Origin of the sequence: Pseudofulvimonas gallinarii (assembly GCF_004343305.1) — a bacterium.
GTDB lineage: Bacteria > Pseudomonadota > Gammaproteobacteria > Xanthomonadales > UBA2363 > Pseudofulvimonas > Pseudofulvimonas gallinarii.
This window is the reverse complement of record NZ_SMAF01000005.1, coordinates 132860-146288: the sequence shown is the minus strand read 5'-3', so window position 1 is coordinate 146288 and position 13429 is coordinate 132860. Positions and strand designations below refer to the sequence as shown.

Below are 13429 nucleotides of genomic sequence, written 5' to 3'. Positions count from 1 at the left end.
ATGCCGGAGCGATCCCGTGGACAGCGTCATCACCGAATTCCGACAGGCCTGGCGAGCGCTGCTGCGCCGTCCCGCCTTCCTGCTGCTCGCCAGCGCGACCCTGGCATTGGGCATAGCCGCCTGCGTGACGGTGTTCGCACTGGTCGACCGCGTGCTACTGCGGCCGCTGCCGTATCCGCAACCCGGGCAGCTCCATGCCATGGGCCTGGTGCAACAGGACGGCTGGACCACGATCACGCCGCGCGAATACCAGGCTGTCGGCGAACTGCAGGGCGTGGCCGGCGTCGGCATCGGTTCGATGAACACGTTCCCGGTCAACCTCGCCGAAGCCAGCCATCCGGAGATGGTGCAGGCCATCGCCGTCGATCGCGGTCTGCTCGACACCCTGGCGGTGCCGATGGCGCTCGGGCGCAACTTCAGCGTCGAAGAGGATACGCCTGCCGGACCGCGGGCCGTGATCATTTCCCATGGCTTGTGGCAGCGGCGCTTCAACGGCGCACCCGATGTCATCGGCCGCGACCTGCGCGTGGAAGGCATGGCGACGCCGATCGTCGGCGTGCTGCCAAGCTCGTTCCGCTACACGGCCCCCGTGGATATCGTTTCGCCGCTGGCGCTGCCGGCAGCATCGCGTGATGACGGCCGCAACTTCCTCGCCATCGCCCGCCTTGCTGACGGTGCGGTCGCCGCCGAGCTGTCCGCACAGTTCGATGGGCGCATCAAGGCCCTGTACGCGGGCAGCGGACATGCCGACGCCTACCGGCAGAGTGTCTTCGGCATGCGTGCGCTGTCCGGTGCACTGTCTTCACAATCGCGGCCGGTGCTGCTGCTGTTCCTGGCCAGCGCGCTGTGCGTGCTGCTGCTTGCGGCGCTGAACCTGGCCAACCTCATGCTGATGCGCGCGCTGTCGCGCAGCCACGTCGCCGTGGTCCGAAGCGCGCTGGGCGCAACCAACGCACGACTGGCACTGCCGATGCTGGCCGAGGGCATGCTCGTGGGAACGCTTGGAGCGGTTGCCGGCCTCGCCGGTGCTGTGCTCGGCCTGCACGTGGTCGGTTCGCTGATTCCCGCCTCGTGGTTCGCCGGCGTCGACCTGGCGCTGGATGGAACGCCGGTTGCGTTCGCCATGCTCGCCGGCATGGTGGGCGCGGTACTGGCTGCGATGCTGGGCGTCTGGCGCGGTCGCAGCAGCAGTGCACCGCGCGAGCTGGTCGCCGGCGGACGCAGCGGCCTGTCCCGCGGCAGCGGTCGCCTGAGTCGCGGCCTGGTGATCGCACAGGTGGCGATGGCGACCGTGTTGCTGGTCGGCGCCGGTCTCTTCACGCGTGCATTGCTGACGTCGACCCGGGTCGATCTCGGCTTCCGCGGTGAAGGTGTCGCCGGGCTGGAAATCGCGCCGGTGCGGGCGATGTATCCGGATGCCGCCGCGGTGAAACTGATGGGGCGCGAGGTCGTCGAGGCGCTGCAGCGCATGCCCGGCGTGCAGTCGGCGACCATGGGCAGCAACCTGCCGATCGGCATGCCGCTCAACTATCCGGTGCAGGTTCCCGGCCAGGACATGGTCTCGGTCGAGTTCCGCGCCGTGGACGCGCATTTCTTCGACACCTTCGCCATCCCGCTGCTGGCCGGCCGGGGGTTCGACAGCCGCGACCACGAAAGCGGCGAACCGGTGATGCTGGTCAACGAAGCCTTCGCGCGCGCGCATCTTGGCGCCGATGCGGTTGGGCAGGAAGGGGTTCTGGATCGCAGCGTGCGCATGCCCGTGGGTGATGCGTTGCGCACGCTGCGCATCGTCGGTGTCGTCGGCGACACGCGCCAGCATGGCCCGGAACATGCGCCGCCGGCGATGGTCTATCTGCCCTATGCGCAGCTGCCGGACGACCTGGTGCAGCTGCTGCGCGAGTTCATGCCGTTGCGCTTCGCAGTGCGCCTGTCCGGTGACGTGCAGGCGCAACTGCCTGCGATCGCCGCCGCCGTCGCCAGTGCGGCGCCGGGGCAGCCGGTTGCGAACCTCGCGCCGGTGTCGACGCTGGTGCGTGCCAGCACGGATGGTACGAGGATGTCCATGCTGGTCATCGGCAGTTTCGCGTCGCTGTCGCTGGCGCTGTCGGTGGTCGGCCTGTACGCCGTCGTCGCCGTTGCGGCGGCCCAACGTCGCCGCGAATTCGGTGTCCGCAGTGCGCTGGGATCATCGAGGGGTCGCCTGTTCCGGCTGGTACTCGGTGACGGCCTGCGCCAGGTCGCGACCGGACTGTCCGTCGGGCTGGTCGTCGCCATCGCCCTGTCGAAGGGGCTGGGCAGCCTGCTGGCCGGCATGGCCGCGATGGATCCGCTGGTCTGGGCGGTGGTGTGCGCGGTCCTGGTGATCGTCGCGCTCGCCGCCTGCCTGGTGCCCGCCTTGCGCGCGGCGGCGACGCCGCCGGCCACGGCCCTTCGCAGCGAATGAGGACGACATGAACCTTCGGCAGGCCTTCACCCGCGCCTGGCGCGCGCCCGGCTTCGCGCTGGCCGTCATCGTGCTGACGGCGGTCGTCGTCGCCGTCAACGCAACGGTATTCGCCGCGGTCTGGGCCATCGATTACAAGGCGCTGCCGTACCGGGAAGGCGATCGCCTGGTGGAACTGCGCGTCGACCTGCGCAAGTTCGGATTCCGCGTCGGCCTGTTGCCCTCGCTGCACTCGCAACTGGCGGCGGCGACGGACGTATACGAAGGCGTCGTCGGGCAGACCGCCGGCCCCTTCATGCGCAGCGACGATGCCGGCCGCGAATGGCAGGTGCAGCGGGTCACCACCGGTTTCAGCGAGGTGCTCGGCGTGGCGCCGATGCTGGGGCGCCCACTGCAGGAAGAGGATGCCGTTGGCGATGGCCGCGTCCTGCTGCTGTCGGAGGCGACCTGGCGCAGCCGCTTCAACGGCGATCCCGGCGTCGTCGGCAGTAATGTGGACCTGGGAGGACAGCGTTACCGCATCGTCGGCGTGATGCCGGCCGGCTTCGTGTTTCCCGACCGCGATGCCGATGCCTGGATGCCCTGGATTCCCAGCGCTGGCGAGAAGGCCGACGACGCTGGTGGCAATGTCGGGCAGTTCGAAGTGCTGGCGCGACTGGCGCCGGGCGTGACCCTGCAACAGTCGGCGGCGCATCTGGATGGCGTGCTGGCCGCTGCCGACAACCTGAAGGCATTGCGCGAACACGTCGGTGTACTGCCGGTCGTCCGCTACTGGCGTGAGCGCTTCGCCGACGAACACACGATGGCATTGGCGCTGTTGCAGCTCGCCTCGCTGATCCTGCTGGTCGTCGTCGCCGCCAATCTGGCCAACCTGGTCCTGGACCGCATGATGGCGCGGCAACGCGATCTGGCGATCTGCCGTGCGCTGGGCGCAGGGCATCGCGACATCCTGCGCAGCGTGCTGGCGGATCTGCTGCCACCCGTGGTGGTGGGCGCGGGAATGGGCATGCTGCTGGTGCCGCTGTGCGTCGCGCTGCTGCAGCAGCGCGGGCTGATCCCGGCCAACCTGCCGGTCGGTGTCGGCGGCGATGCCTTCTCGATCGGGGCGGCAGTCATCGCGGCGGCGCTGGTGCTCGCCGTCGCATTGCTGGCGGCGGTGTCCGTGCGCAGTCCCGCCAATCTTGCCGCGGGTGCCGGTGTCCGCCAGCAGGCCGCTGGCCTGGGTCGCGCACGCGCGACGATGCTGGTCGTGCAGCTGGCGCTGGCCACGGTGCTGCTCGGCGCCTCGGCGCTGCTGCTGCGCAGCGCCTTCAACCTGATCAACGAGCCGCGCGGCTTCGACGAGCGCGGCGTGCTGATGACAGCGCTGGATCCGCTGGGCGTCAGTCGCGGCCAGGCGTTCGATCCGGAGCGCGATGGGCCACGCGCGAGGGCGAGGTTGCTGGCCCTGCGCGAGGACGTGTTGTCGTTGCCGGGTGTGCGCCACGCCGCGTTCGCATCGTCGGCACCGTTCAGCCGCTCGGAAACGGTCTCGACCGTGCGCGTCATGGGCGTCGATGGCGACATGCAGGCGCGCAGCCGCCAGGTCGGGCCGGGGTATTTCCGGACGCTCGGCATCGCCCAGCTCGCCGGTCGCGACTTCGCCGCGGGTGAAGGCGAGGGCCAGGGGGCCGAAGACGGCACGGTGATTGTCGACGAGCTGTTCGTGCAGCGCTGGCTGGCCGGCCGCGACCCGCTTGGCGCCCGCCTCGAGATTCCTTCGGGTCCGGACAGCTACCGCAGCGCACGCGTCGTCGGCGTCGTCCGCACCGTCAAGCACGAAAGGCTCGACGAGCAACCCGATCTTCCGACGTACTACCTGCCGGCCGATACCATCCTGCCGACTTCACTGCTGGTCACCCGCGTCGATGGAAATCCGGCGGTTCTTGCCGATGTCGTGCGCGATCGCGTGCGCGGATCCTTTCCTGATGCCGTGGTGACCTTCAACCAGCCGCTGGCCGAGGCCGTCGCGCATTCGCTGGCCGGTCGCCGCGCGGCGCTGGAATCGGTTTCGGCATTCGCGACGATCACGCTGCTGCTGGTGGTGTTCGGCCTCCATGCCGTGCTCAGCCTCGCCGTGCGTCGTCGTACCGCCGAGCTGGGCATCCGCATGGCGCTGGGTGCGCAGGGCGGTGATGTCCAGCGCATGGTGCTCCGCCAGGGTGCGCTGCTGGCCGCCGCCGGTGTCGTGGCCGGCGTGCTCCTCGGCGTGCCGCTGGCACGCCTGATCGCCGACCGCCTGTACGGCATCGGTCCGCACGACCTGCCGTCCTGGTTGCTGGTCGCCGCCGTCGTCGCGGCAGCGGCCCTGCTGGCCTGCTGGTGGCCGGCGCGCCGTGCCGCAGGTACCTCGCCGCTGCTGGCCCTGCAATCTTCCAACCACCATTGAGCGACGCGTCGCGCCTTGCCGGAACCGACCATGAGTGCACTGATCGAACTGAAGAACGTCGAACGCAGCTATCCGCTGGCCGGGGGCCGCAGCTGGGTCCTGCGCAACATCAACCTGTCGATCGACGAAGGCGAGTTTGTCTCGATCATGGGGCCGTCCGGTTCCGGAAAGACCAGCCTGCTGAACGTCCTCGGCCTGATGGATGCCGAATTCGAAGGCGAATACCGGCTGGCCGGCAACGAGGTGCATCGGCTCAACGGCAAGCAGCGCCAGGCGCTGCAACGCGAGGCCATCGGCTTCATCTTCCAGCACTACCACCTGCTCGACGACCTGACCGTGGCGGAAAACCTCGACCTGCCGCTGTCCTATCGCGACATCCGGGCTCCGGAGCGAAAGGCGCTGGTCGGTGACATCCTCGACCGCTTCCAGATCGTCGGCAAGAAGGACCTGTATCCGCGGCAGCTGTCGGGCGGCCAGCAGCAGCTGGTGGCGGTGGCGCGCGCGGTGATCACCCGGCCGAAGCTGCTGCTCGCCGACGAGCCGACCGGCGCGCTGCACTCGACGCAGGGGCAGATGATCATGGAGCTGCTGGCCGAACTGAACCGCGAAGGCGCGACCATCGTCCAGGTCACGCACTCGCCGCAGAACGCGACCTACGGCAACCGCACCGTGCATTTGCAGGACGGCTGGCTGACGGAAGCGGCGTGAGTCCGAAGCACAGCACCCCGCCGCTACAATGCCAGCCATGACCTCGCCTGCCCCGATCCTCATCGCCGACGACCAGCGTGACGTCCTCGACGCCTTGAGGTTGCTGCTGAAGGCCGAAGGGCGCTCGACCCTCTGCGTCGGCAGTCCCGCGGAAGCCCTGGCCGCCGCGCGCGAGCATTCGCCCGCGCTGGCGCTCGTCGACCTCAACTACACGCGCGACACCACCTCGGGCCAGGAGGGCATCGAGCTGATCGGCCAGCTGCGCGCCCTGGATGCCGAACTGCCGATCGTGGCGATGACGGCATGGAGCAGCATCGAACTGGTCGTGAAGGCCATGCAGGCCGGCGCCGGCGACTTCATCGAGAAGCCCTGGGACAACCGCCGCCTGCTCAGCGTGCTGCGCAACCAGCTGGCGCTGGCCGACAGCCGCCGCCAGAACGCCCGCCTGCGGCGCGAGAACGAGATCCTCAAGGGCGACGACGACGGCGAATTCATCGCCGAAGCGCCGTCCATGAAGGCCATGCTGGAACAGCTGCGCCGTGTCGCACCCACCGATGCCAACGTGCTGGTGCTGGGCGAGAACGGCACCGGCAAGGGCGTCATCGCGCGCCTGCTGCACGCCAATTCCGGTCGCGCCGACCGTCCTCTGGTCAAGGTCAACATGGGCGGTATCGCCGAGACCGTGTTCGAATCGGAAATGTTCGGCCATGTCCGCGGCGCCTACACCGATGCCAAGGGCGACCGCATCGGCCGCTTCGAACTGGCCGACGGCGGCACGCTGTTCCTCGACGAGATCGGCAACATCCCGATGTCGCAGCAGCCGAAACTGCTGCGCGTGCTGGAGGACGGCGAACTGGAGCGGCTGGGTTCCTCGCGTACCCTCAAGGTCGACGTGCGCCTGATCTCGGCGACCAATGCCGATGTCGATGCCGAGGTCGCTGCCGGCCGCTTCCGCCGCGACCTGCTTTACCGGCTCAACACCTTGGTGTTGACCGTGCCGCCGCTGCGCGAGCGCGTTGCCGACATCGTGCCGATGGCGCGCGCGTTCCTTGCCCGCAGCGGCGCACGCTACGGCCGCCGGGGACTGCGTCTCGGGGCCGATGCCGAACGCACGCTCACGGCGTACAACTGGCCCGGCAACGTCCGCGAACTGGCGCACTTGATGGAGCGCGCCGCGCTGATGGCGGCGGGCGACACCATCGCCGCCACCGACCTCGGCCTGGCCGCCGGTGTCTCCGCGGCGAACGCAGCAGCCGGCAACGGCAGTGGCGGCGGTCTCGAAGGCTTGACCCTCGATGCAGCCGAGGAACTGCTCGTCCGCCAGGCGCTGGAGCGCAGTGGTGGCAACATCCAGCGCGCCGCCGACGCGCTGGGTGTCAGCCGTCCGGCGCTCTATCGCCGCCTCGAGAAATACGGCATCGCCAACAGCGGCGAGTAGCCTTTCGCGGTGGGTCTGTCATCGAAGCCGGGTGTGACGCTGGTGGGCCGTCCCGATTAATCCGTGGCGTCGACTCCGGTGCACGGAGGTTCTGCTTCTGTCATGTCCGCCGGCCGCGGAAGCTCAGACTTGCACACCTTGTGGGCCCCATGGGCCGTCAGGTTCACCCGCCGGACCGGCTGGGTCCCGGGTGCCAATGTCCCGTCGGTCAGCTTCTTGCCAGACGCCGCTGCGGTTCATTCGGGCACGAGGTCGGCAGCCAAGCGGGGCGAAAGCCACACGGCGATCCGCGGAACCTTGCGGATCGGCTCGCTCTCGAACGTGCGCCGGTGCCCAGGCGGACGCCCCCAGCACTTCAGCCTGCGGTCGAGCCCGGCCTGGGCGAAAACGGTCAAGGGGAGATCGCCGCGCTGAATGCCGACGGTGCGCTGCGCAGGTAGTTCGGTGGCGCCCAGGCCTGTGCGTCCAGCGCTGCGGCGGCGTGCCAGGGCCAACGCGGGTTCCAGAGGAAGCCGCGCGCCAGTGCGACCGCGTCGGCATGGCCACTGGCGAGGATGTCTTCGGCCTGCCGTGGTTCGGTGATCAGACCGACGGCGATCACCGGCATGTCCACTTCGCGCCTGATCGCCGCCGCCATTGGCACCTGGTAACCCGGCGCGACGGGAATCTGCTGGCGCGGGTCGAGGCCACCGCTGGAAACGTGCAGGAAGTGGCAGCCGCGGGCATCCAGCTCGCGTGCCAGTGCGATGCTCTGCGCCACGTCCCAGCCGCCATCGACCCAGTCGGTAGCGGAAATGCGCAGGCCGACCGCGACCCCGGCCGGCACGGCCGACTTCACGGCGTCGAAGACCCGCAGCGCCAGGCGCATGCGGTTTTCCGCAGCGCCGCCGAAGTCGTCGTCGCGCCGGTTGGACAGCGGCGACAGGAACTGGTGCAGCAGGTAGCCGTGCGCGGCGTGGATTTCGATCAGCCCGAAGCCGATGTCCACGGCGCGCCGCGCGCTGGCGGCGAAGGCTTCGATGATGCCGTCGATGTCGCTGGGCGCAAGCGCGGTGGGTGCCGGATCACCTTCCTTGAACGGCAGGCAGGACGCAGACACCGTCTGCCAGCCGAGCTCCATATTCGGGTCGATAGCGGCGCCGCGCTGTTCCCAGGGCCGGTTGCAGGAGGCCTTGCGCCCGGCATGCGCCAGCTGGATGCCCAGCGGCATCGGTGAATAACGGCGCACGCCTTCGAGCACGGCGGCCAGTGCACCCTCGGTGCGGTTGTCCCAGAGGCCCAGGTCGGCCCAGGTGATGCGACCGCGCGGTTCGACCGCGGTCGCCTCGACAATCAGCAGTCCCGCGCCGGACAGCGCCAGGTGGCCCAGGTGGATGCGGTGCCAGTCGGTCGCTTCGCCGTGGTCGGCGGCGTACTGGCACATGGGGGCGATGACGATGCGGTTGGGCAGGGCCAGCGGGCCGATATCCAGCGGTGAAAACAGCAGGCTCATCTGTCGCTCGTGGGGAAGGGCTGGTGCCACTATGGCGTCGCCGGACGCCGGCCTCAATGTCGCCTGGCGGGGTCCGGCACCGGATTTGCCTCCGTTGGCCGCAGTTTTCGGGCCGCCAGTACTTCCGGCGCAGGCCATCCGGGGTGGCGTGCGGCATACTCCGGCGATCCTGATTCTCCCCATGGATCCGATGATGAAGAGATTCCCCCTCCTGGCCCTCGCCCTGGCCATGGCCGGCGCCGGCCCCGCGGCCGCCGACAGTCCGAGCCGCCTGCTGCGTTTCCCCGACATCCAGGGCGATCGCATCGTGTTCGTCCATGCCGGCGACATCCATATCGTCCAGGCCAGTGGCGGCACCGCGCTGCGGCTGACCTCGCATCCCGGGCAGGAGCTGTATCCGAAGCTGTCGCCGGACGGCAGCCGCATCGCCTTCTCGGCCGAATACAACGGCACCCGCCAGGTCTATGTGATGCCGTCCACCGGCGGTGAGCCGCGCCAGCTGACCTGGTACAACGACATCGGCCCGATGCCGCCGCGTGGCGGCACCGACTACCGCGTGCTGGACTGGACGCCGGACGGCAAGCACATCGTCGTGCGCATGAACCGCGTCGGTTGGGACGAGCGCAGCGGCCGGCCATACCTGGTGCCCGCCGACGGCGGCCTGGAACAGCCGCTGCCGATCCCCGAGACCGGCGGCGGCATGCTCAGCCCGGACGGCACGAAGTTCGTCTACACGCCGATCGACCGCGATTTCCGCAGCTGGAAGCGCTACCGCGGCGGTCGCGCCCAGGACGTTTGGATTTACGACCTGGCGGCGAACAGCTCGCTGCAGCTGACCAGTGACCGCGCCACCAACCACCAGCCGATGTGGGTCGGCGACACGGTGTACTTCGTGTCCGACCGCAACGACCAGCGCCTCAACCTGTACGCCATCGCGCCGACCGGTGGCGAGCCGACCAAGCTGACGCATTTCGACGACTTCGACGTGCTCTGGCCGAGCGCCGGCAGCGATGCCATCGTGTTCGAGAAGGGCGGTTCGATCTGGCGCTTCGATCCTGCCACCGCCCAGGCAACGGAAGTGCCTATCCGAGTCGCCGGCGATGCCCCGCACACGCAGCCGCGCTACGTGCGCGCCGCGCAGTACGTGGAGTCGATGGACCTCTCGCCCGCCGGCGAGCGTGCGGTCTTTGGCGCCCGCGGGGAAATCTTCACGGTGCCGGCGAAGAATGGCGAAGCCCGCAACATCAGCGGCACGCCGGACGCGCGAGAGCACAGCGTCACCTGGTCGCCGGACGGCAAGACCATCGCCTACCTCTCCGACGCCAGTGGCGAATACGAGATCTACGTGCGCGACCAGGACGGCCGTGGCGAACCGCGCCGCGTCACCCGCGACGGCGACATCTGGATGTTCCCGCCGCGCTGGTCGCCGGATTCCAGCCGCCTGGCCTTCAGCGACAAGAAGCAGCGCCTGCGCATCGTCGAAGTGGCGACCGGCCGCATCAGCGAGGTCGATACCGGCACGCGCAACGACCTGACCGACTACAGCTGGTCGCCGGACAGTCGCTGGCTGGTGTACGCGAAGAACGGCGCCTCGTCGAACAGCGCGCTGTGGCTGTATTCGCTGCAGTCCGGCCGTACGCAGATGCTGGTCGGCGACGAGACCGACAACTTCAGCCCGGTGTTCGACCCGCAGGGCCGCTACCTGTATTTCCTGTCCAACCGCGACTTCAACCTAGCCTTCAGCGCCTACGAGTTCAACTGGCTCTACCGCGATGCCACGCGCATCTACGCGGTGACGCTGTCCGCCGACAGCCCGGCGCTGTTCCGCCCGGTCAGTGACGAGGTCGGCGCGGCCGCGCCGGCCGGCAACGGACAGGGCAACGGCAATGGCAAGGGCAAGGGTGGCAATGCCGCGGCGGAGCCGGCACCGGTTCGCATCGATGTCGAAGGTTTCAGCCAGCGCGTCGTCGCCCTGGCCGCACCCTCCGGCAACTACCAGGGCCTGAGTGCCAATGGCGAGGGCGTGTTCTACGTTGCCCTGGAAGGCGGTGGCCCGGGTCAGGGTGGCGCCGAACTGCGCTTCATCGGCCTGCAGCGCGACAGCAAGCCGGCCGCGGTGTCGCGCATCGGCGGCGGTTACGTACTGTCGAACGACGGCAAGAAGCTGCTGCTGCGCCGGGGCGGCGACTTCGCCATCGTCGATGCCAAGCCGGACGCGAAGTTCGACGAGAACAAGCTGGCAATGGATCGCGTCGAGCTGCGCATCGAACCGCGTCGCGAATGGCGGCAGATGTTCACCGACGGCTGGCGCATCCTGCGCGACTGGTTCTACGACCCGGGCATGCACGGCCAGGACTGGAAGGCCATCCACGACCGTTACGCCGCGCTGCTGCCGCATGTCACCACGCGTGCCGACCTCGACTACCTGTTCCAGGAAATCGTCGGTGAAGCGAATGCCGGCCATGTCTACGTGCAGGGCGGCGACCATCCGTCGCTGGACCGGAAGCAGGGCGGCCTGCTCGGCGCCGAGCTGGCGTCGGACGACAGCGGCTACGTGCGCATCGCGCGCATCTTCCCGGGCGAGAACTGGGAAGAGCGCACGCGTTCACCGCTGACCGAGCCGGGCGTGAATGTCGCCGAGGGTGAATACATCATCGCCATCGACAACGTCTCGACCCGCGGCGTCGACAACGTCTATCGCCTGCTCGAGAACAAGGCCAACCGCGTCGTCACGCTGCGCGTCAACAGCCGCCCGCAGGAAGCCGGCGCGCGCGACATCATGGTGCGCACCATCGCCGGCGAAACCGAGCTGCGCTACCTGGACTGGGTGAATTCCCGCCGCGAACTGGTCGATCGCCTCAGCGGAGGCCGCATCGGCTACATCCACGTGCCGAACACGGCGGTGGAAGGCAGCCGGGAGATGTTCAAGGGCATGCACGCCTACGCGCACAAGGAAGCGCTGATCATCGACGACCGCTACAACGGTGGCGGCTTCATCCCCGACCGACTGGTCGAGCTGCTGGCGCGCCAGCCGCTGAACTACTGGAAGCAGCGCGGCCTCGAACCGAATGCGACGCCACTGATCCACCACAACGGCCCGAAGGCGATGCTGATCAACGGCATCTCCAGTTCCGGTGGCGACGCCCTGCCGTACTATTTCCGCAAGCTCGGGCTGGGCAAGCTCATCGGTACCCGTACATGGGGTGGGCTGATCGGTATTTCCGGCAACCCGGCGATGGTGGACAACGGCGTGCTGCTGGCCGCGACCTTCAGCTTCATGGACACCGACAACCAGTGGGCGGTGGAGAACGAAGGCGTGACCCCGGACATCGAAGTCATCGACCGTCCGGAGCTGATCGCCGCCGGGCGTGATCCCAGCGTCGAGCGCGCGGTCCAGGAGCTGCTGGCCGAGCTGGAGCGCAATCCGCGCAAGCCGGTGGTCGCGCCGCCGGCGCCGACGGTGTTCCCGAACCCGGCCCGCTGATTCCGGCCGGCACGCAGCGGCGGGACGCCGCTGCGGCGCTGGACGCCGTAAGGCGCGCAGTCGACGACAGCGGGATGCCGCTGCGGCGTGCCGGATCACATGGACGACCGAAGAGCCGGCGCATTGCGCCGGCTTTTTCGTCTGTCGGGCAACGCAGGGGTGCTGCGATGCAACAGGCGTCGTTCGCTCATGCACCGGCGACCTCAGCCAACACCACGCACGCCGGGCAAGCGGTAGAAGGACAGGGGATTCCTGCCCGGTTGCATCCCGCTGCGGAAACGGACGACGCCTCCGGGCGCGTGCCGGCGTCGTAGAACGATGCCCGGCAATGTACGGATGAAAATGTGTTCGGCAACGCCTGCGATGAGCCGTGCGTTCACACGAGTATGCGTTCAGATTCGGCGGACTAGACTGCCATCGCCTGTACGACAGGTTTTTGCCCAAGGAGAGAGAGATGAACGCAATAGCCAAGGCATCGGTACTGGCGGCGATCGCCGTCGCCGGCCTGATGCGCGCCCCGGAAGCGTCGGCGCAGCAGACCATCAACTGCGAAAGCAAGAATTTCCAGTACAAGGAGTGCTCGGTGCCGTGGGGTCGTGCCCAGCTGGTGCGCCGCATCTCCAACGCCAATTGCGTCGAGAACCAGACCTGGGGCCAGGGCCGGGGTTTCATCTGGGTGCATCACGGCTGCGCCGCGACCTTCGCCGAAGCGCGTTGGACCGGCGGCGGCTCGAACCTGCCGGGCCGCGAGGAGATGGCCTGCAACAGCGACCGCAACCGTTACAAGGAATGCCGCACCACCTGGCGTGACGCTCGCCTGATCCAGCAGACCTCGAACGCGCAGTGCATCGAGGGCCAGACCTGGGGCTTCCGCCGCGGAACCCTGTGGGTGGACAAGGGCTGCGCCGGCCTGTTCGCCAGCTCCGTCGGCCATCCGGGCGACAACCGCAACGAGCACGTCCAGTGCAACAGCAACCGCAACCGCTACCAGGAATGCCGTGTCGGCAACTGGCGAGGCGCGCAGCTGATCACCCAGAGTTCCAATGCGCCCTGCGTCGAGGGTCGCACCTGGGGCTACGGCCAGGGCGTGCTCTGGGTTGACCAGGGCTGCGCCGGTACGTTCGCGCCGACCTGGGGCCACTGGAGCCCGGGCGGTGGCGTCCGCCGCATCACCTGCAACAGCGACAACAACCGTCCGCGCCAGTGTGCGACCGGTGGCTGGAGCGGTGCACAGCTGGTCCGCCAGACTTCGCGCGCATCCTGCGTCGAAGGCCGCACCTGGGGCTTCCGCAACGGTGCCGTGTGGGTCGACAAGGGCTGTGCCGGCGAGTTCGTCGAAGAGCGTCGCTGGTAATCCGGCGCTGATACGAAACAAGAACGACCGGGGCGTTTGACGACGCCCCGGTCCAAGATCCATGCTTGCCGGGCTTGAGTCC

The 13429-nt window shown here is 68.7% G+C and carries 7 protein-coding genes; 6 read left to right on the top strand and 1 reads right to left on the bottom strand.

Annotated features, from left to right (window positions below):
• Positions 1–16: 16 nt before the first annotated feature.
• The 4 genes from EDC25_RS05300 to EDC25_RS05285 are packed head-to-tail and all read left to right on the top strand — an operon-like array spanning position 17 to position 7017.
• Positions 17–2443, top strand: coding sequence for an ADOP family duplicated permease (locus tag EDC25_RS05300; protein WP_164483883.1), 2427 nt, complete (start codon positions 17–19; stop codon positions 2441–2443).
• Positions 2444–2450: 7 nt separating this feature from the next.
• The gene (locus EDC25_RS05295) at positions 2451–4871 is read left to right on the top strand and encodes an ABC transporter permease (RefSeq protein ID WP_123520873.1); all 2421 of its coding nucleotides are present in this window, start codon (positions 2451–2453) and stop codon (positions 4869–4871) included.
• Positions 4872–4901: 30 nt separating this feature from the next.
• Complete coding sequence (locus EDC25_RS05290; RefSeq protein ID WP_123520874.1) at positions 4902–5579, top strand: ABC transporter ATP-binding protein; 678 nt, start codon at positions 4902–4904, stop codon at positions 5577–5579.
• Between the two features lie 37 nt (positions 5580–5616).
• Entirely contained in the window at positions 5617–7017 is a 1401-nt protein-coding gene (locus EDC25_RS05285; protein WP_123520875.1) for a sigma-54-dependent transcriptional regulator, read from the top strand.
• Positions 7018–7408: 391 nt separating this feature from the next.
• Here EDC25_RS05285 and EDC25_RS05280 read toward each other — a convergent pair whose 3' ends face one another.
• On the bottom strand, positions 7409–8509 hold the full coding sequence (locus tag EDC25_RS05280; protein ID WP_123520876.1) for an NADH:flavin oxidoreductase/NADH oxidase: 1101 nt from the start codon (positions 8507–8509) through the stop codon (positions 7409–7411).
• Positions 8510–8702: 193 nt separating this feature from the next.
• Here EDC25_RS05280 and EDC25_RS05275 point away from each other — a divergent pair, with 193 nt between their 5' ends.
• Together EDC25_RS05275 and EDC25_RS05270 are read left to right on the top strand one after the other, a co-directional pair.
• Positions 8703–11993: a S41 family peptidase gene (locus EDC25_RS05275; RefSeq protein WP_123520916.1), complete on the top strand. Its 3291-nt coding sequence runs from the start codon at positions 8703–8705 to the stop codon at positions 11991–11993.
• 454 nt (positions 11994–12447) lie between these two features.
• The gene (locus tag EDC25_RS05270) at positions 12448–13347 is read left to right on the top strand and encodes a DUF3011 domain-containing protein (RefSeq protein WP_123520877.1); all 900 of its coding nucleotides are present in this window, start codon (positions 12448–12450) and stop codon (positions 13345–13347) included.
• Positions 13348–13429: the final 82 nt, after the last annotated feature.

Bases quoted from the DNA above. Each gene is read 5' to 3' on its own strand.
- EDC25_RS05285 (WP_123520875.1), top strand. From the start codon at position 5,617: ATGACCTCGCCTGCCCCGATCCTCATCGCCGACGACCAGCGTGACGTC.
- EDC25_RS05295 (WP_123520873.1), top strand. From the start codon at position 2,451: ATGAACCTTCGGCAGGCCTTCACCCGCGCCTGGCGCGCGCCCGGCTTC.
- EDC25_RS05290 (WP_123520874.1), top strand. From the start codon at position 4,902: ATGAGTGCACTGATCGAACTGAAGAACGTCGAACGCAGCTATCCGCTG.
- EDC25_RS05280 (WP_123520876.1), bottom strand. From the start codon at position 8,509: ATGAGCCTGCTGTTTTCACCGCTGGATATCGGCCCGCTGGCCCTGCCC.
- EDC25_RS05270 (WP_123520877.1), top strand. From the start codon at position 12,448: ATGAACGCAATAGCCAAGGCATCGGTACTGGCGGCGATCGCCGTCGCC.
- EDC25_RS05275 (WP_123520916.1), top strand. From the start codon at position 8,703: ATGAAGAGATTCCCCCTCCTGGCCCTCGCCCTGGCCATGGCCGGCGCC.